Origin of the sequence: Gordonia shandongensis DSM 45094, from assembly GCF_000423025.1 — a bacterium.
In the GTDB taxonomy this organism is placed as follows: Bacteria; Actinomycetota; Actinomycetes; order Mycobacteriales; family Mycobacteriaceae; genus Gordonia; species Gordonia shandongensis.
In genome coordinates, this window is record NZ_AUHE01000011.1 from 16,402 (window position 1) to 38,814 (window position 22,413).

A 22,413-nucleotide genomic window follows, 5' to 3' on the forward strand; every position below is an offset into this window, starting at 1 on the left:
ATTTCGCGACACGCCCGCGCGCCTCCTGGCCCCGCGACGCCGGGATCAATACCGTCGTCATCAACAGCAGTACTTGACATAACTATAACCCTTTGGTTGAGCTTTAGGGTTTGTCTCGACGTAGGAAGGCATCATGACGCCACCCCACAATTACCTGGCCGTCATCAAAGTCGTCGGCATCGGCGGCGGCGGCGTCAACGCGGTCAACCGGATGATCGAACAGGGCCTGAAGGGTGTTGAGTTCATCGCCATCAACACCGATGCGCAGGCCTTGCTGATCTCCGACGCCGACGTGAAGCTCGACATTGGTCGGGAATCGACGCGCGGTCTGGGCGCGGGCGCCAACCCCGACGTCGGTCGCATGGCGGCCGAGGATGCCAAGGACGAGATCGAGGAACTGCTCAAGGGCGCCGACATGGTCTTCGTCACGGCCGGCGAGGGCGGCGGAACCGGGACGGGCGGCGCGCCCGTCGTCGCGTCGATCGCCCGCAAGCTCGGTGCGCTGACCGTCGGTGTCGTGACCCGGCCCTTCTCCTTCGAGGGCAATCGCCGCAAGGATCAGGCCGAGGCGGGCATCGCCGCGCTGCGCGAGTCGTGCGACACGCTCATCGTGATTCCGAACGACCGCCTCCTGCATCTCGGCGATGCCCAGGTGACCCTCATGGACGCGTTCCGCAGCGCCGACGAGGTGCTCCTCAACGGCGTGCAGGGCATCACCGACCTCATCACGACGCCCGGACTGATCAACGTCGACTTCGCGGACGTCAAGGGTGTGATGAGCGATGCCGGCAGCGCCCTGATGGGCATCGGCGCCGCACGCGGTGAGGAGCGTGCCCGCAAGGCCGCCGAGTCGGCGATCAACTCGCCGTTGCTCGAGGCGTCGATGGAGGGGGCCCGGGGCGTCCTGATCTCCATCGCGGGTGGCAGTGACCTCGGTCTGTTCGAGATCAACGACGCCGCATCGCAGGTTCAGGAGGAGGCGCACGAGGACGCGAACATCATCTTCGGCACCGTGATCGACGACAACCTCGGCGACGAGGTCCGCGTCACGGTGATCGCGGCGGGATTCGACGGCGGCGCGCCGGCCAAACGGTCGGAGTCGAGCCGTTCGGCGACCGCCGCGACGACCAATGCGGGCGTCGCCAAGGCGGAGGCGGGCGAGGTCTCCCCGGCCGACACCGCCGATCCGCTGTTCGGCACGTCGCGAGAGCGATCGGGGAATCCGTTCGGCGAGCCGACGCCGCCGCGCCGCAACTCCGTCCGGCTCGACGACGATGACGTCGACGTGCCCGACTTCATGAAGTAGGGGCGGTTTCGCGATGACCCCGGGTGCACCGGGATTCACGGTCCGGCGCGCGGTCACCACGCGCGCCGGCGGCGTCTCCACGGCGCCGTACGAATCGTTCAACCTCGCCGATCACGTCGGCGACGATCCCGACGCGGTGGCGGCGAACCGGGCCCGGCTCGCCGGGAACCTCGGCGTCGCGGCCGAGTCGGTCGTGTGGATGGAGCAACTCCACACGCGCACCGTGACGGTCGTGGACGGTCCGGTCGACACACCCGTGCCCGCGACGGACGGTCTGGTCACGGCGCGCGGCGACCTGGTCTTGGCGGTTCTGACCGCCGACTGCGTCCCCGTTCTGCTCAGTGACGACGAGGCGGGTGTCATCGGTGCCGTGCACGCGGGCCGCGTGGGGGCCCGCGCCGGGATCATCCCCGTCGCGATCGAGGCGATGGTGGCCCAGGGGGCGCGTGCGGAGCGGATCGGTGCGTTCCTCGGGCCCGCGGCGAGCGGCGGACGGTACGAGGTGCCCGCTGCGATGCAGGCCGATGTGGAGCGGCATCTGCCCGGGAGTGCGTGCCGGACGACGACGGGTACGCCGGGACTCGATCTGCGTGCGGGCATCCGGCGACAACTCCTGTCGCTGGGGGTCGCGGCCGTGGCCGAGGACCCCCGCTGCACGATCGAGGACACGTCGCTCTTCAGCCATCGACGCGGCGCGCCGACCGGCCGGATCGCCTCGGTGATCTGGATGGACTCCGGCGCCGCTCGTCGCTCCGAGTGACGACCGGCTCGCCGCGATCCGGTCCGCGATCGGCGTCTGCATTCCCGGGCGTGTCGGAACCCCGGATCGACGCTCGGGGCCGATAGTCTTTCCTTTAGTCACACTGGTCACAACAGAATCACTGGACCACCGGTGTTTCACGCGCCGGTCACAGTCCATCCAACACAGACTTCACCCCGAGGAAGGCCCGCAATGACGACGATGCAGAAGTTCAAGGCATATTTCGGCATGGTGCCCCCGAGTGAGTTCGAGGACGACTACCTCGTCGACCCGGAGGAGCCGCGTGGGATGTCCGCACGCGAGCGGGCCTACATGGAGAAGTACCGCAGTCACGCCACGCGTGACGAGATGCTCTACGACGAGCAGCCCTACCGCGGCGAGCCCGACTTCGTCGACGCGCCCTACCGCGAACCGGCCTACGCCTTCGGTCCCGAGGCGTCCTACGGTCCCGACGTCGGCTACCGCGAGCGCGACGTCCGCGCGGGCTTCGTCGAGCCGGGTTTCGGTCCCGAGGCGCGACCGGCCGCGATGCGCGGCGGGCCGGACCGGCCGCGGCGACTGGAGCCGCTGACCCGGTCGGCCAATGCGACGGTCCGCGGCGCCACCGCGGTCGCGATGGACCCGCACGCCGATGTCGACCCGCTGTCGGAGGCCTCCATGACGAAGATCTCGACGCTGCGGCCGAAGGACTACTCCGAGGCCCGCACCATCGGTGAGCGCTTCCGCGGCGGCAGCCCGGTGATCATGGACCTGGCCGATATGAGCAACGACGAGGCCAAGCGCCTCGTGGACTTCGCGGCGGGACTCGTCTTCGCGCTGCGCGGGTCGTTCGACAAGGTGGCGACCAAGGTGTTCCTGCTGTCGCCGTCCGGTGTCGATGTGACCCCCGAGGAGCGTCGGCGCATCGCCGAGAGCAGCTTCCACAACCAGCTCTGACCAGGCTTCGCCCAAGGTGTGACATCGCTTCGACGCCCGCGCCGCCCCGGAAGTCCGGGGCGGCGCGGCGTTCTTCCGAGACATCAGGCACCCTGGTGGGGTGAGCGCATTCCTCTGGATCCTGTACCTCGCCCTGTTCTGCTATCTGATCCTGGTGATCAGCCGGTTCGTGGTGGAGATGGTGCAGTCGTTCGCCCGGGACTGGCGTCCCTCGGGCATCGCCGTGGTGCTGATCGAGCTCGTCTTCATCATCACCGACCCGCCGATCAAATTGCTGCGACGGCTCATCCCGCCGCTCAACCTCGGGCCGGTTCGGCTCGACCTCTCGCTGTTGATCGTGTTGATCGTGTTGTCAATCGGGATGCAGGTCGCCGGGACTTTCGCCGTCAAGCTCGCGTAGAACACCTTTTCGATTACCCGGTGGTCGTCCCAGGTGAGGTCTGTGTGCGCCGTCGGACCCGCTGCGATCGCCGTGTGGTCACCGTGAGTCACCGCATCTGATTTCGGCTGAGATTTGATTGCGAACTGGACGCGGCCGCGCAACACGGGTTGGTCCTGGTGTGACAAGATGGCACGCTAGTTACGTAGTGGTACTGGTATTAATAGAAATGCGATCAATTGCGGGATCGACATGTTCGCGGCAGCGAGCACCGTTCCTCACCTGACTGCAACCGACTACCACGTGTACTGACACAGACACGGACTTTCATCTAGGGGAGAGGCGAACATGCGGCTCACACCAGCTGATGTGCACAACGTCGCGTTCAGCAAACCGCCGATCGGCAAGCGCGGATACAACGAGGACGAGGTCGATCAGTTCCTCGACTTCGTCGAAGCCGAGCTGGCACGCCTGATCGACGAGAACGCGGACCTGCAGCAGCGCGTCGGCGAACTCGAGACCGAGCTGTCGGAAGCGCGCGCGGGCAGTCACACCCAGGCATTCGCCGCGGCGCAGCAGGCACCGCCGGCACCGCCGGAGCCGGAGCCCGCCGCGGCACCGGCCGGCGGCCTCAACGACGAAGAGGCCAGCATGCGTGCGGCCCGCATCCTGGCGATGGCGCAGGACACCGCGGACCGCGTGGCGGGTACGGCGCGGACCGACGCCGAGAACCTGATGCTCGACGCCCGTCAGCGCTCCGACTCGATCGTCGCCGAGGCGCAGTCGACCGCCGACGCCACCCTGGCCGACGCGCATCAGCGCAGCGAGGCGATGCTCGCGGATGCGCAGACGCGAGCCGAGACCCAGGTTCGTCAGGCGCAGGAGCGCGCCGACTTCCTGCAGCGTGATGCGGAGCAGAAGCACACCGAGATCATGACCACCATCAACCAGCAGCGTTCGGTGCTGGAGGGGCGGATCGAGCAGCTCAAGACCTTCGAGCGCGAGTACCGCACCCGGCTCAAGACCTACCTCGAATCGCAGCTCGAGGAGTTGCAGCAGCGCGGCAGTGCCGCGCCGATCGAAGGTGGTCAGGGTGGTGCGTACGCTCCCGAGGGCGGCTACGCTCAGAACTGATCGGGGATCGCAGATGTCCGTGCTGAGCGTCGTCGAGTCGACAGGGGTCCATCCATGCTGAGTATTGCTCTTCTGGCGACCCTTGTGGGCTTCGCCCTCCTGGTCGTCGCGCTCGTGATGTCGAAACTCGCGGTGGCGATCGCCTGCGTGGCGGTCTGTGCGGTGGGCCTGGTGCTGCTCCTCATCGACACGATTCGGGCCAACCGGCGTGGGCATGCGGGAGTGGAGGCCGAACCGCTGTTCACGATTCGAGGTCGGGAGTCCGCGACGCGCGAGGAGCCGCTCGACGAGGGCTCCGACGACGGTGCCGGCGGCGCGTCGACCGGCACGGAGCCCGAGTACGAGAACCGCGAGTACGAGAACCCCGAGTACGGGGATTCGGGGGCGCCGACCGGATTGGGGTCGCTGGTGGCGCCCGAAGCCGACCGGGTGCATGCGGACGGCCTGGAGAAGCCCGACACGCTGTCGGGCGGGTTCGCCGTTCCGGACGAGAACGATCAGCAGCGCGAAGGCGATGCGAACGACTACATCCGCTCGGTGACCGGTTCGTTCCCCGCCCAGACGCCCCCGGCAGCGGGCTCGGGTCCGTTCACGGCACCGGCGTGGTCGGTCCCCGGTGGAGAACCGGTGGAGCCGGCGACGCCGGCGACCGGGTTCGCGGTGTCCGAACCGCAGGCGCACCAGTCTCAGGCGCCTCAGCCCCAGCGGCCGGAACCCCAGAGGCCGGAACCCCAGACGCCCGAGCCGCAGGCGCCCCAGCCCGAGCCGTACGTCGGCCGCCGGCGGCTGGACGACTCCATCGTCGTGCAGGAGTCCGACTCGCAGTTGCCGGCGATGAAGTTCGTCTACGACCATTCCGAATCCGATCGTGCCGACGACAGGGGACACGACCGTCGGGACGGCCCCGATCAGGGCGACCGGGCACCGTGACCGTGCGCCGTGGTCGACGCGGCGTGCAGTAGGATCGAGTCACCTCAAGCGTTGAACCGGCCATCACCGGGGAGCTCCTGGAAGAACGGACGTCGCGGCCGGCCCGCCGTCGTCCCAGTAGAACCGGGCGGGTGCGGCCCGAGACAGCCGCGCAAAGAGTGGCGGTCGCCGTCGTGCGCCCGCAAGCGGGGTGGTACCGCGCAGACGTCGTGACCGTTCACGGCTCCGCGTCCCCGTGCCGTTCAGTGAAGGCGCACCGATCAACACCGGTCGGCGCCGACCAGGCACGAGGAGGCATGCGTGAGCGAGCAGACCCACGATGGTCCGGGCAACGATCAGGCCCGGGTCTATCCGATGGTGGATCTCACCGACGGCACGGGGCGGGGTGCGCCGTCGTTCCCCGACGTGGAGCGCCGGGTCCTGGACTACTGGGACTCCGATGGGACGTTCCGGGCGTCGATCGACCGCCGCGAGGGTGCCGAGGAATTCGTGTTCTACGACGGCCCGCCTTTCGCCAACGGGCTGCCGCACTACGGGCACCTGCTCACCGGATACGTCAAGGACGTCGTCCCGCGGTATCAGACGATGCGCGGCAAGAAGGTCGAACGCCGATTCGGCTGGGACACCCACGGCCTGCCCGCCGAACTCGAAGCCGAACGGCAGCTGGGCATCACCGACAAATCGCAGATCGAGGCGATGGGCGTCGACACCTTCAACGAGTACTGCCGCGACTCGGTGCTGCGCTATACCGGTGAGTGGCGCGCCTATGTGACGCGCCAGGCCCGCTGGGTCGACTTCGACAACGACTACAAGACGCTCGACATCGACTTCATGGAGTCGGTGATGTGGGCGTTCAAGCGTCTGTACGACAAGGGCCTGATCTATCAGGGGTACCGGGTGCTCCCGTACTCGTGGTACGAGCAGACGCCGCTGAGCAATCAGGAGTCCAAACTCGACGACGCCTACCGGATGCGTCAGGATCCCGCGGTCACCGTGCGCATGCCGCTCCGCGCGGCCGCGGACTCGCCGCTGGCCTCACTCGACGGGGTCGACGCACTGATCTGGACCACCACACCGTGGACCCTGCCGTCCAACCTCGCGATCGCCGTGCACCCGGACGTCGAGTACTCGCACGTCCGCGGTGAGGACGGCGCCGAATACCTGCTCGCATCGGCACTCGTCGGCGCATACGCCACCGAGATCGGGGACACCGAGACACTGGCTACGCACCTCGGGGCCGACCTCGCCGGACTGCGCTACACGCCGCCCTTCGACTTCTTCGCCCACGACACCGACGCGATGGTCGCGGACAGTCGGTTCCGTGTCCTGACCGCCGACTACGTCACCACCGACAGCGGTACCGGCGTCGTCCATCTCGCCCCGGCCTTCGGCGAGGAGGACATGGAGGTCGCCGCGGCGAACGGCATCGAGGTGGTCCAGCCGCTCGATCCGGGCGGACGATTCACGGACCTGGTCCCGCCGTACGAGGGGCAGATGGTCTTCGACGCGAACCCCGCGATCATCAAGGATCTCAAGGCCGCCGGCCGGGTCCTGCGGCACGAGACGATCGAGCACTCGTATCCGCACTCGTGGCGGTCTGGGCAGCCGCTCATCTACATGGCCGTGCCGTCCTGGTTCGTCGCCGTCCAGCCGATCAAGGCGCGGATGCTCGAACTGAACGAGGAGATCACCTGGTCGCCGTCGCACATCCGCGACGGACAGTTCGGCAAGTGGCTCGAGGGTGCGAAGGACTGGAACATCAGCCGCAACCGCTACTGGGGCGCACCCATCCCGGTGTGGATCTCCGATGACCCCGCCCATCCCCGCGTGGACGTCTACGGCAGCCTCGACGAGATCGAACGGGACTTCGGAGTGCGACCGGACAACCTGCATCGTCCCGCGATCGACGAGCTGACCAGGCCGAACCCGGACGATCCCACCGGACGGTCGACGATGCATCGCGTACCGGAGGTGCTCGACTGCTGGTTCGAGTCCGGATCCATGCCCTATGCGCAGGTCCACTATCCGTTCGAGAACGTCGAGTGGTTCGACGGGAGCGACGAGGGCGGACCGGGTGCGGGCGCGGCCCACAATCCCGGCGACTTCATCGTCGAGTACAACGGTCAGACGCGCGGCTGGTTCTACAACCTGCACGTTCTCGCGACGGCGCTGTTCGATCGACCCGCGTTCAAGACCGTCGCCGCCCACGGGATCGTGCTCGGCGACGACGGCCAGAAGATGAGCAAGTCGAAGCGCAACTATCCGGACGTCAACGAGGTCTTCGACCGTGACGGCTCGGACGCGATGCGCTGGTTCCTCATGGCGAGCCCCATCCTGCGCGGCGGCAACCTGGTCGTCACCGAGCGCGGCATCCGCGAGGGCGTGCGACAGGCGCTGCTGCCGATGTGGAACGCCTACAGCTTCCTCCAGCTGTACGCCGAGCGTCCGGCGACGTGGCGAACCGACTCGCCGCACATCCTGGACCGGTACATCCTGGCGAAGCTGGCGGTGACGCGCGACGAGATGACCGAGGCGCTCGACGTCTACGACATCGCCGGTGCCTGCGAGTCGTTCCGTGAGTTCTGCGAGTCGCTGACGAATTGGTATGTGCGCCGCTCCCGCGCGCGGTTCTGGGCCGGCCAGGACGCCGACCCCGATGCCTTCGACACCCTCTACACCGTGCTGGAGGTGGCCGGACGGCTGGCGGCACCGCTGCTGCCCCTCGCGACCGAGGCGATGTGGCGGGGACTGACCGGTGGGCGCTCGGTCCATCTGACGGACTGGCCGGAGTCCGGCGACCTGCCGTCGGATCCGGATCTGGTCGACGCGATGGACCAGGTGCAGTCGGTCTGCTCGGTGGCCTCGAGCGTGCGCAAGGCCAACAAGCTCAGGGTGCGGTTGCCGCTGCCGTCGCTGACGGTCGCGTCGCCGACGGCCGAGCAGATGGCGCCCTACACGGATCTGATCGCCGAGGAGATGAACGTCAAGGACGTCCGGCTGTCCAACGACGTCGACGCTGTCGGACGGGTGGAGGTGTCGGTCAATGCCCGCGCGGCCGGCCCCCGCATCGGGAAGGACGTGCAGCGCGTCATCAAGGCGGTCAAGGCGGGAGACTGGGAGTTCGCGGTGGACGCCGAGACCGGCGAGGAGACCGTGATCGCCGACGGAGTGGAGCTCAGGGGCGAGGAGTTCTCCCGCCGACTGGTGGCTGCGGCCCCCGATTCGACCGCCGAGATGCCCGGCGGATCCGGCCTGGTCGTCCTGGACACGAGCGTGACGCCCGAACTCGAAGCCGAGGGCTGGGCCAAGGACCGGATTCGCGAACTGCAGGACGCCCGCCGGAGCCTGGGACTCCAGATCAGCGATCGGATCGCCGTGCGGCTGGTGGTGCCCGAGGACTGCGCGGACCTGGCACGGACCCACGCCGACCTCATCGCCGGTGAGATCCTCGCCACCGAGTTCGAGGTGACGACCGGCGCGCCGGGAGCCGTCGAGCTCAGCCACGGCGTCTCGGCCGACGTCAGGCCGGTGTGACCGAGATCGGGGCGGGGTAGCGCGGCGCGAGACCGTCGCCCTCCCCGCGATCGGCGGCGATGCGTGCACGGGAGGACGGGGTGGTCGATGGCCGGCGGTAGAATCGCGAGCATGACCGGCGATGACCTCGAACGACTCCAGCGGTGGGAGGACAACGGCGCGCACTGGGAGGTCGTGGGTCGCCGTCGCGAGTCGGTGACGATCGCACTCCTGCGCTGCGACGCGGGCGAGGAGGTCGACCGGTTCGTGAGCACCGACCCCCGCGTTCTCGAGTTGTGCCGACGTCGGGACGACCGCTGAGCCGTGCCGTCGTCAGAACGTAGCGCCCGGTGGGTGATGCACATCGACATGGATGCCTTCTTCGCGTCGGTGGAACAGCTCACGCGGCCGACACTGGCCGGACGCCCGGTGCTGGTCGGCGGATCGGGCGGTCGCGGCGTGGTGGCGGGCGCGAGCTACGAGGCGCGGGCGTACGGGGCCCGCTCGGCGATGCCGATGCACCAGGCGCGACGCCTCGTGGGGCCGTCGGCGGTCGTCGTCCCTCCCCGCGGCTCGGTCTACCGGGTCGTCAGTGCCAGGATCTTCGATCTGCTGCGCGCGGAGATCCCCGTCATCGAGACGCTGTCATTCGACGAGGCGTTCGCCGAACCCGCCGACCTGGCCGGCCGGTCCGTCGAGGACGCCCGGGCCTTCGCCCACGACCTGCGCGCGGTGATCCGTCGTGAGACCGGTCTGCCGGCGTCCGTCGGCTTCGGTTCGGGGAAGCAGATCGCGAAGATCGCCTCCGGGCTGGCGAAGCCCGACGGGATCCGGGTCATCGCGCCCTCCGAGGAGGTGTCGTTCCTGCAGGGTCTTCCCGTGCGAAAACTGTGGGGGATCGGTCCGGTGACGGGCGATCGCCTCGGCCGTCTCGGCGTGGACACGATCGGGCAGCTCGCGGCGTTGTCGGAACCCGAGGTGATCTCGGTGCTCGGTGCGGCGGTCGGTCCGGCGTTGCATCGTTTGGCTCGCGGCATCGACGAGCGTCCCGTCGCCGAACGCGCCGAATCCAAGCAGATCAGCGCCGAGTCGACGTTCGCCGTCGACATCGTCGACGGCACGCGCCTGCGGGCCGCGGTCGCGGACGCGGCTGCCGACGCGCACCGGCGGTTGACCGCAGACGGCCGCGGTGCCCGGACCGTGGTCGTCAAACTCCGCAGGACCGACATGTCGATCCTCACGCGGTCGACGACGCTGCCCGCTGCGACCGCCGATCTCGACATGCTGGTGCGGGCCGCGCATCGGGTGACGCTCGACCCGCTCGACGTCGGTCCCATCCGCCTGGTCGGCGTCGGCTACTCGGGTCTCACCGAAGCCCACCAGGAGATGCTGTTCCCGAACCTGGACGATCCGGGCGGGGACGATCCGGACGGGGACGATCCGGACGGGGACGATCCTGTTCAGGAGGGTCCGGCTGAGCACGACGACCCCGACGGTTCGACGGCGGCAGTCGATTGGCGGACCGGAACCGATGTGCACCACCCCGACCACGGTCACGGCTGGGTCCAGGGCGGCGGCCACGGCGTCGTGACCGTCCGGTTCGAGACGCGGGCGACCGGGCCCGGGAGGGCGGTCACCTTTCGCCTGCCCGAACCCGCACTCGTCGTCGCCGACCCCCTCGACTCCCTGGCGTGGACGGTCGGCCCGTGACGGTCGGCGGGTGGCCGGCGGTCGGTTACGCGGGGTTCGAGGCGGCGAAGAACGCCGCGACGGCGTCGCCGTCGGCACCGCACGACAGTAGTGCGATGAGTGCGACGCGAGCCTGCGGAGCTCGAAGCCAGGGGGAGAAGACCGCTCCGGCGCGCGCGAGGTCGACGCCGCCGCCTCCGCCGCCGTAGGTCGGCTCCACCTCGCCGTAGGGCACCCGCGTGGAGACGACCACGCTGACGCCCCGCTGCACGGCGAGGTTCACCTCCGCCGTGATGTCCGGGTGGGTGTTGCCCGACCCGGTCGCCGACAGCACGATTCCCGCCGCCCGCTGGGCCACGGCTGCCGCGATCGTGCCGGTCGAGACGCCCGGATAGAGGGCGAGCAGATCGACGCGGGCCGGATGCCCCTCGGGAAGGGCGTCGGCCACGAGGGGGCGCGGCAGATCCGGGTGCACGGTGTCGAAGCCGACGACATCGGTCGTCGAGACCTTGAACACGCCGCGGGCGCGCAGGACCCGCCCGCCGAGAGCGACGAGCACACCCCGGTCGCGCGACTGCGGATCGGCGGCCAACGCGACGGCCGCGGCGATGTTGGCGGGGCCGTCCGCCGCCGGATGATCGGCCGGGTACTGCGCACCGGTGAAGACCACCGGTCGCGGATCGGCGGCGAAGACGTCGGCGAGATAGGCGGTCTCCTCGAGGGTGTCGGTGCCGTGCGTCACCACGACCCCGTCGACCCCGGGATCCGCGAGGGCGTCGGCGACGGCCGCCACGATCGCGAACTGATCGCGAACGGTCATCGCCGAGGAGTCCTTCGCCATCAGTTCGACCGGGCGGACGGTCACGTCGCCGGTGGTCGACGGGACCAGGTCCGCGGCGTGCAGGACGGGCACCGCTCCGTCGGCGGTGGTCTGGGAGGCGGCGGTGCCGCCCGTGGTGATCATCACGACCTGACGAGTGCTCATGCTCCGATTGTTCCATTGAGCGACGAATAATGTGTGCAGGTCGGTGGGGTGCATGGGGCCCGTGGGAAGGACGTCGATGTCACCGCCGTCGGATCGGCGCCCTGCGCGCCGGTCCCGCTGTTTGGCATAGTGGGTGGAGTTCGGGCGCGCAGGCGTGCTCGACCTGACCTAAGTGAGGACTATCTCTGTGAAGATTCGCAATTTCGCAGTCGGCGTCGTGCTGGCGGGCGTCGTGGTGTCGACGGCCGCCTGCGGTACCGACGATGACAATGCAGACGCCACCCCGGTGCCGTCGAGCACGAGCGTGAGCAGCTCGGCGGTGAGCGGGGTCGATGCCGAACTCACCGACGGCAAGAAGGTGCCGAAGGTGAAGGCGCTCAACGAGATGCTTCAGAAGGCGCTCGACCCGAAGGTCAAGTCGACCGAGAAGGTCGATCTCGTCGAGGGGGCCGAGGCCGATCCATCGCTGTTCGACCAGCTCGTGAAGGCCAAGAAGGAGAACCCGAAGGTCAAGTACGAGATCAAGAACCCGGTTCTCAAGAACGGCCCCAAGAAGGCCAAGTTCAAGGTCGAGGTGGCGCTGCCGAACAACCCGCCGACCACGATCGACGCCTCCATCGTGTTCGACGACGGGCGCTGGAAGCTGTCCAAGCAGACCGTGTGCCCGCTGCTGACTCAGGCGGAGGTCGACTCGCCGCTGTGCGGATCGGCCAAGAAGAACAAGAAGTCGGCCGCCAAGAGCAGCTCGGCTGAGCGCGGGGCGTCGAAGAGCAGCTCGGCGCCGTCGAGCAAGCGAGCGAGCTGAGTCCCCGCACTCTCTCGTTCACCCATCACTCGTTCACCCTCGCCGGGGACGGTCTCAGGACCGCTTCCAGGCGAGGGTGAATTCGTTTCGCTGGATCAACGGCTGGTCGGGGTCGTCGCCGACGAGTTCCCGCGCGCCGCGCAGCGTCAGCCCGCCGCCGACGGGGAACACCCGGTTCAGATCGACCGTGACGGTGCCCGACCCGCTCATCGAGTAGCGATTGATGTGGAGTCGTGACGTCGATCCGGGGATGGTGAAGATCGCGTTGACGGGCACCTCGTCGACGTCGACCCGCAGGTCGAGCACGTCGCCTCGACGGGCGGCCAGGGTCACCGTCATCGTCTGCGTGACGGTCGCCGCCGCCGACACGGTGCGGACGCTGCGCCACGTCGCGCCGGGCCCCACCGGGTCGGTGGGCAGCGGAACCGTGTAGTCCAGCGCGCTGATGAGCGATTGTTCGAGAGCGCTTCGCGCCGGCGACTCGGATTCCTCGCGCGGCTTGAGCCGCAGTCTCGTCGGCGTCATCCGGTCGCTGAACGACAGTCCACCCGTCGATCCGTCGAGCGCGGGGAGCAGTGCCGACAACTCGTCGTCTTTCGACGTCGGTGTGCCGACGGTGAACTCCGTGCTGGACTCGTCGTCGCAGACCGTTCGCGCGGTCAGCGGGGTGACCAACTGCTGCTCGGTGGTCTTGGCCTCCTGCCGACCGTCGCCGGCGGGCACCAGACTGGCCTCGACCGACGAGGTCTCGAGTCGAACGCGCTGGGCCGACTCGATCGACGGCGTGCGGCGCAGCGGCGCCGGATCGCTGCCCGGCGACTGCAGGGTCACCTCGGCGTCGGGGATCCCGATCGACCGCGATCCGTCGTCCTTGCTGGCGGCCGCCGGCGCACACGGGCCGTCGTCGGTCGTCGACTCGTCGGTCGAGCACGCGGTGAGCAACGTCGCCGCCGCGATCGTCGCGGCGGCACCGATCACCGCGGTCCGCCGGGGGAGCGCCGTCGATCGGCGAGGGGGCATCGAGGTGTTCACATCGTCGAGATTAATGGCGTCGCCCGACGCCCGGTCCGGGCGGGCTGTCGACCTCGGCGTCGCACTTGGCAGAATCGAGCCCATGAATGGATCCTCGGCGCACGACGCCGACGTCCCGGTCCGTCGGCGCGGTGTCGCATTGATCCCGATCCTCGCGGGTGTCGCTGCGGCGGCCTACGCGGCGGACGTCGTCTCGAAGGTTCTCGTCGTCGCCGAGATGACCCCGGGGTCGCCGGTGTCGCTCATCGACGGTGTGCTGGAGTTCCGACTGGTCCGCAACAGCGGGGCCGCGTTCTCGATGGCGACCGGGTACACGTGGGTGCTCACGTTCGTGGCCCTCGCCGTGGTCGCCGTGATCGTGCGGTTCGCCCGTCGCCTCGGCTCGCTCGGCTGGGTCGTCGGCCTGGGACTGGTGCTCGGCGGCGCGCTGGGGAACCTCACCGACCGGCTGGTGCGGTCGCCGGGCCCCCTGCGCGGGCACGTGGTGGACTTCATCCAGGTCGGCAGCTGGTGGCCGACGTTCAACCTGGCCGACTCGGCGGTGGTGTGCGGAGCGGTCCTCCTGGTGGTGCTCACCCTGCTCGGATACGACTACGACGGGACGACGACCGGATGGGCGGCCCGCCGCTCCGGGCACCGTCCTACCGACGGGGAGGACGATGGGGATGCGTGACTCGCGATCGATGCCCGTACCCGACGGTCTCGACGGGATGCGCGTCGACGCCGGCGTCTCCCGCCTCCTCGGCCTGTCGCGGACGGTGGCGGCTGGCCTCGCGGACGCCGGCGACATCACGGTCGACGGCGGCGCGGTCGGCAAGTCGGCGAAGCTGGCGGCCGGCTCGTGGCTCGACGTGACCCTGCCGGAGCCGGAACGGCCGCTGACGGTGGAGCCGACACCGGTGGAGGAGCTCGAGGTGATCTACCACGACTCCGACATCATCGTCGTCGACAAGCCGGCGGGGGTCGCCGCCCACCCGTCCCTGGGCTGGTCGGGGCCCACGGTCATCGGGGCGCTGGCGGCCGCTGGATTCCGGATCTCGACCTCCGGCGCCCAGGAGCGGCAGGGCATCGTCCACCGACTCGATGCGGGCACCTCGGGGGTCATGGCGGTGGCGGCGTCCGAACGGGCGTACACGCTCCTCAAACGAGCCTTCAAGCAGCGCACGGTCGACAAGCGGTACCACGCCCTCGTGCAGGGGCGTCTCGACCCGCCGTCGGGGACCATCGACGCGCCGATCGGTCGCCATCCGGGATCGGAGTGGAGGTTCGCGGTGACCGCGGGCGGAAGGGCGTCGTTGACGCACTACGACACGGTGGAGATGTTCGCGGCGGCGTCGCTGCTCGACGTGCACCTGGAGACCGGCCGGACGCATCAGATCCGCGTGCACTTCTCCGCCCTGCATCACCCGTGCTGCGGTGATCCGACCTACGGGGCCGACCCGGTGCTCGCGGAGCGACTCGGTCTGGAACGGCAGTGGCTGCACGCTCGGACGCTGGGATTCGCGCATCCCGCGGACGGTCGACAGGTGGAGTTCACCGCCGACTATCCGGTCGATCTGCAGCATGCCCTCGACGTGTTGCGCGAGCCCTGATCTCACGGAGTCGCAGCTCACCGCGTCGGTCGCGGAAATGTCGCCGGCGCGGCCTACAGTGGAAGCCGTCAGCCGGTCATCGCCATAAGGAGTCGCCGCGTGTCGGGGTCGTTCGTTCATCTTCACAATCACACCGAGTTCTCGATGCTCGACGGCGCTGCGAAGATGTCGCCGTTGTTCGCCGAGGCGGAGCGGTTGGGGATGACGGCGATCGGGATGACCGATCACGGGAACATGTTCGGCGCCAGCGAGTTCTACAACACGGCGAGCAAGCACGGGATCAAGCCGATCATCGGGATCGAGGCGTACGTCGCGCCGGAGTCGCGGTTCACGACCAAGCGGATCCAGTGGGGCACCCGCGATCAGAAGTCCGACGACGTCTCCGGTTCGGGTGCCTACACGCATATGACGATGGTCGCCGAGAATTCGGCCGGTCTGCGGAATCTGTTCAAGCTGTCCTCGCTCGCGTCGATCGAGGGGCAGCTGGGCAAGTGGGCGCGTATGGATGCCGAGATCATCGCCGAGCATGCCGAGGGGATCATCGCGACGACCGGGTGTCCGTCGGGTGAGGTGCAGACCCGCCTGCGGTTGGGGCACGATGCCGAGGCGCTCGAGGCGGCGGGCAAGTGGCAGGAGATCTTCGGTAGGGAGAACTTCTATCTCGAGCTGATGGAGCACGGTCTGGAGATCGAGCAGCGTGTCCGTTCGGGGCTCCTGGACATCGGCAGGAAGCTGGGGATCCCGCCGCTGGTGACCAACGACTGCCACTATGTGACGCGTGATCACGCCGAGGCTCACGAGGCGCTGCTGTGTCTGCAGACCGGCAAGACGCTGTCGGATCCGACGCGGTTCAAGTTCGACGGTGACGGTTACTACCTCAAGTCGGCTGCCGAGATGCGTGAGCTGTGGGACGGTGTGGTGCCCGGCGCGTGCGATGCGACTTTGGAGATCGCCGACCGCGTGCAGTCGTACGAGGAGGTCTTCGCCCACCACGACCGGATGCCGATCTTCCCGGTGCCCGAGGGCTTCACCCAGGAGACCTGGTTGGCGCGCGAGGTCATGGCCGGCCTCGACCGCCGTTTCAACGGGCACCCGCCGGCCGAGTACGTCTCGCGGGCCGAGTACGAGCTGAGCGTCATCAATCAGATGGGCTTCCCGGCGTACTTCCTGGTGGTCGGCGACCTGATCCGCCATGCGCTCGAGGTCGGCATCCGGGTGGGGCCGGGACGCGGCAGCGCCGCCGGGTCACTGGTGGCGTACGCCCTGGGCATCACGAACATCGACCCCCTCCCGCACGGTCTGCTGTTCGAGCGGTTCCTGAATCCGGAGCGCGTGTCGATGCCCGACATCGACATCGACTTCGACGACCGTCGTCGCGGTGAGATGATCACCTACGCGTCGGAGAAGTGGGGGCACGACAAGGTCGCTCAGGTGATCACGTTCGGCACCATCAAGACCAAGGCCGCGATCAAGGACTCGGCGCGCGTCCAGTTCGGTCAGCCGGGCTTCGCGATCGCCGACCGCATCACCAAGGCCCTGCCGCCGCCGATCATGGCCAAGGACATCCCGGTGTGGGGGATCACCGACCCGGAGCATGAGCGGTACTCGGAGGCCACCGAGGTTCGGACGCTCATCGAGACCGACCCGGACGTCAAGCGGATCTACGACACCGCTCTCGGCTTGGAGGGACTGGTCCGCAACGCGGGTGTGCACGCCTGTGCGGTGATCATGTCGTCCGAGCCGTTGACCGACGCGATCCCGGTGTGGAGGCGCGCGCAGGACGGCGCGATCATCACCGGCTGGGACTACCCGTCGTGCGAGGCCATCGGTCTGTTGAAGATGGACTTCCTCGGGCTGCGCAACCTGACCGTCATCGGTGACGCGATCGAGAACATCAAGACCAACCGCGGAATCGACCTCGATCTGGACACACTGCCCCTGGAGGACGAGAAGACCTACGAGCTCCTCGCCCGCGGTGACACGCTCGGCGTGTTCCAGCTCGACGGCGCCGCGATGCGCGAACTGCTCAAGATGATGCAGCCGACGGGATTCGAGGACATCGTCGCGGTGCTGGCGCTGTATCGCCCGGGGCCGATGGGCGTCAACGCGCACACCGACTATGCGAAGCGGAAGAACGGGCTGCAGGACGTCAAGCCGATCCACCCGGAGCTCGAGGAGCCGCTCAAGGAGATCCTCTCCGAGACCTACGGGCTGATCGTGTATCAGGAGCAGATCATGCAGATCGCTCAGAAGGTGGCCGGCTACTCGCTCGGGCAGGCGGATCTGCTGCGTCGCGCCATGGGCAAGAAGAAGAAGGAGATCCTCGACGAGGCGTACGACGGCTTCGCCCAGGGAATGAAGGACAACGGGTTCTCGCAGGCCGCGATCACCGCGCTGTGGGACACCGTCCTCCCGTTCGCCGGGTACGCCTTCAACAAGTCGCACGCCGCCGGTTACGGGCTCGTCTCGTTCTGGACCGCGTACCTCAAGGCGAACTATCCGGCCGAGTACATGGCCGGTCTGCTGACCTCCGTCGGTGACGACAAGGACAAGGCCGCGATCTACCTGGCCGATTGCCGAAAAATGGGAATCACGGTGCTGCCGCCCGATGTCAACGCCTCGCGCGCCGATTTCGCCGCGGTGGGCGACGACATCCGCTTCGGTCTCGCTGCGATCCGCAACGTCGGTTCGGGCGTGGTCTCGTCGATCATCGCCGCGCGTGAGGAGAAGGGGCCGTACTCGAGCTTCTCGGACTACCTCGGCAAGGTCGATGTGCAGGCGTGCAGTAAGAAGGTCACCGAATCGTTGATCAAGGCCGGCGGTTTCGACTCGTTGGACCATCCGCGCAAGGGGCTGTTCCTGGTTCACGCCGACGCGATCGATTCGGTCCTGTCGACGAAGAAGGCCGAAGCGGTGGGCCAATTCGATCTGTTCGGCGGTGCCGGCGGAGAAGACGATTCGTCGGACGTGTTCGCGGTGAAGGTTCCCGACGAGGAGTGGGAGACCAAGCATCAACTCGCCCTCGAGCGCGACATGCTCGGGTTGTACGTGTCGGGTCATCCCCTCGCGGGCCTGGAGCACGCGATCGCCGCGCAGACCGACACCTCGATCACGTCGCTGCTGGAGGGCGAGGTCAAGGACGGGGCTCAGATCACGATCGGCGGCATCATCTCGTCGGTCACGCGGCGGGTGAACAAGAAGGGTGAGCCGTGGGCCGCGGTGACCATCGAGGACATGGTCGGCGGTGCGGAGGTCTATTTCTTCCCGCGCGCCTATCTCGCGTTCTCGATGGACCTGGTGCCCGACAACATCGTGCTCGTGCGGGCGCGGGTCAACAAGCGTGACGATTCGACGATGATCAGTGCGAACGATCTCGCCGTGCCGGATCTCAGTGCGGTCGGCACCACGAAGCCACTGAGTCTGACGCTGTCGGCGCGTGCCTGTACGCCCGACCGTGTCCGGTCGCTCAAACAGGTTCTGACGCGGCATCCCGGGACGTCCGATGTCCACGTGACCCTGGTGAGCGAGAGCCGTCAGACGCAGCTCCGGCTCACCGATGCGTTGCGGGTGAATCCGTCGTCTGCGCTGATGGGGGACCTCAAGGCGCTGCTCGGTCCGGGATGCCTCACCGCCTGAGCCGTCGTCGCCGGAACAGCTGATTTCGGGTCGCCGAATTCGTGGTCGCGGGAGTGCTACACTCTGCGGTATGACAACGCTGACTCTGATTCTTCCGGACACCGCACGATCTCGTGCGGTGCCGGTTGTTTCGATATTCGGCGTACCGTGGCCGGTCCACAAGGCGGCGGCCGTCGTGGCCGGCGTGCTGACGGCCCTGGTGGTCTTCGCGATCAGCGGTTCGGGCGAGTGGGCCATGTGGACCAGCGCGGGAACCGCGGTCGCCGTCTGGTGGGGCGGCTATCGGTCGGCGGGCCACCGGTGGGACGATGGGGTGCGTGACTACACCGCCGACACCCGCGACTGAGACCGACTCCGACCTCTCCCGGCCGGGCATCGAGGCGGCCGCGCGCCGCCTGAACGGCATCGTCCGGCGGACTCCGCTGGAGCCGTGCCCGCGGCTGAGTCTCGACACCGGTGCGCAGATCTCCTTCAAGCGCGAAGACCTGCAGACGGTGCGCTCGTACAAGATCCGTGGCGCATACAACGTGATGGCCCAGCTCAGCGAGCAGGAGCTGGCGGCGGGTGTCGTCGCCGCCAGCGCGGGCAACCACGCCCAGGGCGTCGCCTTCGCCTGCGCGACGATGCGCGTGCCGGGGCGCATCTACGTGCCGGCCACCACACCGAAGCAGAAGCGGGATCGCATCCGCTGGCACGGGCGGGAGTACGTCGAGTTGATCGCGGTCGGCGACACCTACGACGCCGCCGCGTCGGCCGCCCAGAGCGACGTGCTCCGGACCGGCGCCACCTGGATCCACGCCTTCGACGATCCGCGCACCGCGGCCGGCCAGGGGACGATCGGTCTGGAGATCGCCGAGCAGTTGGGCGACGACCTCGACGTCGTCGTCGTCCCGGTCGGCGGCGCCGGCTGCATGGCGGGCATCGTGACCTACCTGCGCGAGGCGCTGCCCGACGTCGCGGTGATCGGTGTGGAGCCCGACGGCGCCGTGTCGCTGTCGGCGGCACTGGTGGTCGGTGAGCCGCACACCCTGCCGACCGTCGACTCGTTCGTCGACGGCGCCGCCGTCAAACGCATCGGCGGCCTCGGCTACGAGGTCATGGCGGCGGCCGGCGCGCGGGTCGTCGACCACCCGGCGCTGCACGGCCTCGTCGATCAACCGCGGGTGCCGATCATCGCGCCGAGCGACATCGACTTCGCTCCCGGAGGCGTCACGGTCACCCACGTCAGCGAGGGGGCCATCTGCTCGACGATGTTGGAGCTCTATCAGAACGAGGGGATCATCGCCGAACCGGCCGGAGCGCTGGCCGTCGCCGCACTCACCGAACTGTCGCTGCCGGCGGGCGCGAACGTGGTCGCGTTGATCTCGGGCGGCAACAACGACGTCTCCCGATACGGGGAGATCGTCGAGCGGTCGCTGGTCCACCGCGGACTGAAGCACTACTTCCTGGTGAACTTTCCACAGGAGCCCGGCGCGCTCCGGCGCTTCCTCGACGAGGTGCTGGGGCCCGACGACGACATCACCCTGTTCGAGTACGTGAAGCGCAACAACCGGGAGACCGGCGCCGCGTTGGTCGGCGTGGAACTCGGTGAGCGCGCAGGTCTGGACGGCCTGCTCGATCGCATGCACCGGTCGCGGCTGAATGTGGAGCGGCTGGAGCCGGACACGCCCGCGTACCGCTACCTGACCTGAATCGGCTGCAGTCGCCTGATCCCGCTGCAGTCGTCTGATCCCGCTGCAGTCGCACGCCCCGGTCGCCCATCGGAATCCCGGTGGGCGACCGTCGTTTCATCGTCTCGCGCGCGTCCGACCTCACACCTTCGGTGAGATTTCCTGCATAGGTGTAGTTATGTGTGAGCCTTCGCACATGGCGAAGAGAATGCTGTGTATATTACGAGCAGCGATCAGCAGATCGTCGGAGACGGGGGCTCGCAGATGTCGGCCGCAACCCGTCGACGAAGGACAGGTCGAGGCGAAGGCAGGGGAGTGAGCACAGAAACGCTTGCAGCGGGCTCGGACGCACCGCGCCGCGGATTCCGGGACACCGGTATCGCCAAGTGGTTCCACGAGCACGTCACCAAGTCCTTCGAGACATTCGGTCGACAGCTCGCCATGTTCGTCGAGGTCTTCAAGGTCCTCGTCGAGGACATCGTCAAGCGACGGTTCCCCTTCGGCGAGTTCATCCGCCAATGCGCCTTCATGTCGTCGACCTCGGTCTTCCCGACGCTCCTCGTCGCGATCCCGATCGGCGTCATCGTGTCGATCCAGGTCTCGAACATCGCCGGACAGATCGGTGCCACATCGTTCTCCGGTGCGGCGACCGGACTGGGCGTCATCCGCCAGGGCGCACCGCTGGTGACGTCCCTGCTGCTGGCCGGCGCCGTCGGCTCGGCCATCGCCGCCGATCTCGGATCGCGGACCATCCGCGAGGAGATCGACGCGATGAAGGTGATGGGCGTCAACCCCGTCCAGCGCCTCATCTCGCCACGTCTGCTGGCCACGATGGTCGTCTCGTTCCTCCTGTGCGGCTTCGTCTGCTTCGTCGGCTTCATCACCGGCTACCTGTTCAACGTCTATTTCCAAGGCGGGACACCGGGCAGCTACACGGGAACCTTCGCGTCGTTCGCCGGGGTCTCCGACCTCGTGTTCGCCTTGGTGAAAGCGGTGATCTTCGGTGCCATCGTCGCCATCGTCGCCTGCGACCGCGGGTTGACCACGAGCGGCGGTCCGGCCGGTGTCGCGAACTCGGTGAACGCCGCGGTCGTCAACTCGGTGATCCTGCTGTTCACCGTCAATGTGGTGCTGACGCAGCTCTTCGCCCTCGTCGTGCCGGCGAAGGTGGTGTGAGATGACCGCGTCACGGTATGTCCCGCCCGCCCTGCGGCCCCTGCAGTGGGGTCGGAAGGCGGTCGAGGCCCCACGCGACGGGCTCGTCGCCATGGGCCACCTGATCACCTTCCTGGTGAAGTCGATCGGTCTGGCGCCCATCACCTTCCGGCACTACCGCAAGGAGGTCTGGCGGCTGCTGTCGGACGTCGCCTGGGGCAACGGGGCGATCGTCGTCGGCGGCGGAACCGTCGGCGTCATGATCATCCTCGGCGTGATGGGCGGAGCCACCGTCGGCATCGAGGGTTACACCGCCCTGCACCTGCTGGGCATGGATCCGGTGACCGGCGGCCTGTCGGCCTTCGCGACCACCCGCGAGATCGCGCCGCTGCTCGCGGCGACGGCGTTCACCGCGCAGTCCGGCTGTCGATTCACCGCACAGCTCGGATCGATGCGGATCAGCGAGGAGATCGACGCGCTCGAATCGATCGCGATCCGGCCGCTGCCGTACCTGGTGACGACGCGCATGTCCGCCGCCGTGCTGTCGATCATCCCCCTGTACGCGATCTCCCTGGCGGCCAACTACATCGCCTCGCAGGTGATGTTCCAGCTGCAGAGCGGTCAGGGAGCCGGCACCTACGAGCACTACTTCGATTCGTTCATCGTCTCGACCGACATGCTCTACTCGTTCCTCAAGGTGATCGTCTTCGTCCTGCTCACCACCTTCATCCAGTGCTACTACGGGTACTTCGCCTCGGGCGGACCGGAGGGCGTCGGGGTGGCCGCCGGACACGCGATCCGACTCTCGATCATCACGATCGTCTTCGCGAACCTGATCCTCACCCTGGTGTTCTGGGGCACCACGGCCGGCATCAAGATTTCGGGGTAGCT

Annotated in this window: 19 protein-coding genes; 17 read left to right on the forward strand and 2 right to left on the reverse strand. The window is 68.2% G+C overall.

The window, feature by feature from the left end; all coding sequences use genetic code 11:
- Window positions 1-133: 133 nt before the first annotated feature.
- The 9 genes from ftsZ to G528_RS0110570 all read left to right on the forward strand — a co-directional run bounded on the left by ftsZ (window position 134) and on the right by G528_RS0110570 (window position 10,668).
- Window positions 134-1,306 (forward strand): cell division protein FtsZ, encoded by a 1,173-nt coding sequence (gene ftsZ, locus G528_RS0110530; RefSeq protein WP_026918930.1) that lies wholly within the window; start codon window positions 134-136, stop codon window positions 1,304-1,306.
- Window positions 1,307-1,319: 13 nt separating this feature from the next.
- Entirely contained in the window at window positions 1,320-2,066 is a 747-nt protein-coding gene (gene pgeF / locus G528_RS0110535) for a peptidoglycan editing factor PgeF (protein WP_026918931.1), read from the forward strand.
- Window positions 2,067-2,258: 192 nt separating this feature from the next.
- Window positions 2,259-3,002, forward strand: coding sequence for a cell division protein SepF (locus G528_RS0110540; RefSeq protein ID WP_026918932.1), 744 nt, complete (start codon window positions 2,259-2,261; stop codon window positions 3,000-3,002).
- Window positions 3,003-3,102: 100 nt separating this feature from the next.
- On the forward strand, window positions 3,103-3,402 hold the full coding sequence (locus G528_RS0110545; protein WP_026918933.1) for a YggT family protein: 300 nt from the start codon (window positions 3,103-3,105) through the stop codon (window positions 3,400-3,402).
- 327 nt (window positions 3,403-3,729) lie between these two features.
- A complete protein-coding gene (gene wag31, locus G528_RS0110550; RefSeq protein ID WP_026918934.1) occupies window positions 3,730-4,515 on the forward strand; it encodes a DivIVA-like cell division protein Wag31 in 786 nt (261 codons plus the stop codon).
- A gap of 54 nt (window positions 4,516-4,569) precedes the next feature.
- On the forward strand, window positions 4,570-5,445 hold the full coding sequence (locus G528_RS17200) for a hypothetical protein (RefSeq protein WP_211220627.1): 876 nt from the start codon (window positions 4,570-4,572) through the stop codon (window positions 5,443-5,445).
- Window positions 5,446-5,799: 354 nt separating this feature from the next.
- Window positions 5,800-8,979, forward strand: a complete 3,180-nt coding sequence (gene ileS / locus G528_RS0110560; protein WP_051198686.1) for an isoleucine--tRNA ligase — start codon at window positions 5,800-5,802, stop codon at window positions 8,977-8,979.
- Between the two features lie 111 nt (window positions 8,980-9,090).
- Window positions 9,091-9,279 carry a hypothetical protein gene (locus G528_RS0110565; RefSeq protein WP_026918936.1) on the forward strand — a complete coding sequence of 63 codons (189 nt, stop codon included), beginning with the start codon at window positions 9,091-9,093 and terminating at the stop codon, window positions 9,277-9,279.
- Window positions 9,280-9,282: 3 nt separating this feature from the next.
- On the forward strand, window positions 9,283-10,668 hold the full coding sequence (locus G528_RS0110570) for a DNA polymerase IV (RefSeq protein WP_156890421.1): 1,386 nt from the start codon (window positions 9,283-9,285) through the stop codon (window positions 10,666-10,668).
- Between the two features lie 25 nt (window positions 10,669-10,693).
- On the opposite strand, the gene G528_RS0110575 is transcribed toward G528_RS0110570, so the two are convergent.
- Entirely contained in the window at window positions 10,694-11,632 is a 939-nt protein-coding gene (locus G528_RS0110575) for an asparaginase domain-containing protein (RefSeq protein ID WP_026918938.1), read from the reverse strand.
- Between the two features lie 187 nt (window positions 11,633-11,819).
- Between G528_RS0110575 and G528_RS0110580 the strand changes: the two genes are divergently transcribed.
- Window positions 11,820-12,437 (forward strand): WKL family lipoprotein, encoded by a 618-nt coding sequence (locus G528_RS0110580; RefSeq protein ID WP_026918939.1) that lies wholly within the window; start codon window positions 11,820-11,822, stop codon window positions 12,435-12,437.
- Between the two features lie 54 nt (window positions 12,438-12,491).
- On the opposite strand, the gene G528_RS0110585 is transcribed toward G528_RS0110580, so the two are convergent.
- Window positions 12,492-13,469, reverse strand: coding sequence for a hypothetical protein (locus G528_RS0110585; RefSeq protein WP_245569743.1), 978 nt, complete (start codon window positions 13,467-13,469; stop codon window positions 12,492-12,494).
- Window positions 13,470-13,551: 82 nt separating this feature from the next.
- On the opposite strand from G528_RS0110585, the gene lspA reads away from it, so the two are divergent.
- From lspA to G528_RS0110620, 7 genes are all read left to right on the forward strand, one after another.
- The gene (lspA, locus tag G528_RS17205) at window positions 13,552-14,142 is read left to right on the forward strand and encodes a signal peptidase II (RefSeq protein WP_051198672.1); all 591 of its coding nucleotides are present in this window, start codon (window positions 13,552-13,554) and stop codon (window positions 14,140-14,142) included.
- Window positions 14,135-15,061 carry an RluA family pseudouridine synthase gene (locus G528_RS0110595; protein ID WP_026918941.1) on the forward strand — a complete coding sequence of 309 codons (927 nt, stop codon included), beginning with the start codon at window positions 14,135-14,137 and terminating at the stop codon, window positions 15,059-15,061. The genes lspA and G528_RS0110595 overlap by 8 nt, the downstream gene beginning before the upstream one ends.
- Before the next feature lie 99 nt (window positions 15,062-15,160).
- Window positions 15,161-18,697: a DNA polymerase III subunit alpha gene (gene dnaE / locus G528_RS0110600; RefSeq protein ID WP_026918942.1), complete on the forward strand. Its 3,537-nt coding sequence runs from the start codon at window positions 15,161-15,163 to the stop codon at window positions 18,695-18,697.
- 70 nt (window positions 18,698-18,767) lie between these two features.
- Window positions 18,768-19,043 (forward strand): hypothetical protein, encoded by a 276-nt coding sequence (locus tag G528_RS0110605; protein WP_026919026.1) that lies wholly within the window; start codon window positions 18,768-18,770, stop codon window positions 19,041-19,043.
- On the forward strand, window positions 19,006-20,388 hold the full coding sequence (ilvA, locus tag G528_RS0110610; RefSeq protein ID WP_026918943.1) for a threonine ammonia-lyase IlvA: 1,383 nt from the start codon (window positions 19,006-19,008) through the stop codon (window positions 20,386-20,388). Before G528_RS0110605 ends, ilvA begins: the two co-directional genes overlap by 38 nt.
- Window positions 20,389-20,745: 357 nt before the next feature.
- Window positions 20,746-21,543, forward strand: a complete 798-nt coding sequence (locus G528_RS0110615) for an MlaE family ABC transporter permease (RefSeq protein WP_035719753.1) — start codon at window positions 20,746-20,748, stop codon at window positions 21,541-21,543.
- 1 nt (window position 21,544) lies between these two features.
- A complete protein-coding gene (locus G528_RS0110620; RefSeq protein WP_026918945.1) occupies window positions 21,545-22,411 on the forward strand; it encodes an MlaE family ABC transporter permease in 867 nt (288 codons plus the stop codon).
- Window positions 22,412-22,413: the final 2 nt, after the last annotated feature.

Coding starts and splice junctions, on each gene's coding strand:
- ftsZ (WP_026918930.1), top strand. CDS start 134: ATGACGCCACCCCACAATTACCTGGCCGTCATCAAAGTCGTCGGCATC.
- pgeF (WP_026918931.1), top strand. CDS start 1,320: ATGACCCCGGGTGCACCGGGATTCACGGTCCGGCGCGCGGTCACCACG.
- G528_RS0110540 (WP_026918932.1), top strand. CDS start 2,259: ATGACGACGATGCAGAAGTTCAAGGCATATTTCGGCATGGTGCCCCCG.
- wag31 (WP_026918934.1), top strand. CDS start 3,730: ATGCGGCTCACACCAGCTGATGTGCACAACGTCGCGTTCAGCAAACCG.
- G528_RS17200 (WP_211220627.1), top strand. CDS start 4,570: ATGCTGAGTATTGCTCTTCTGGCGACCCTTGTGGGCTTCGCCCTCCTG.
- ileS (WP_051198686.1), top strand. CDS start 5,800: ATGGTGGATCTCACCGACGGCACGGGGCGGGGTGCGCCGTCGTTCCCC.
- G528_RS0110565 (WP_026918936.1), top strand. CDS start 9,091: ATGACCGGCGATGACCTCGAACGACTCCAGCGGTGGGAGGACAACGGC.
- G528_RS0110575 (WP_026918938.1), bottom strand. CDS start 11,632: ATGAGCACTCGTCAGGTCGTGATGATCACCACGGGCGGCACCGCCGCC.
- lspA (WP_051198672.1), top strand. CDS start 13,552: ATGAATGGATCCTCGGCGCACGACGCCGACGTCCCGGTCCGTCGGCGC.
- G528_RS0110595 (WP_026918941.1), top strand. CDS start 14,135: ATGCGTGACTCGCGATCGATGCCCGTACCCGACGGTCTCGACGGGATG.
- G528_RS0110605 (WP_026919026.1), top strand. CDS start 18,768: ATGACAACGCTGACTCTGATTCTTCCGGACACCGCACGATCTCGTGCG.
- ilvA (WP_026918943.1), top strand. CDS start 19,006: ATGGGGTGCGTGACTACACCGCCGACACCCGCGACTGAGACCGACTCC.
- G528_RS0110620 (WP_026918945.1), top strand. CDS start 21,545: ATGACCGCGTCACGGTATGTCCCGCCCGCCCTGCGGCCCCTGCAGTGG.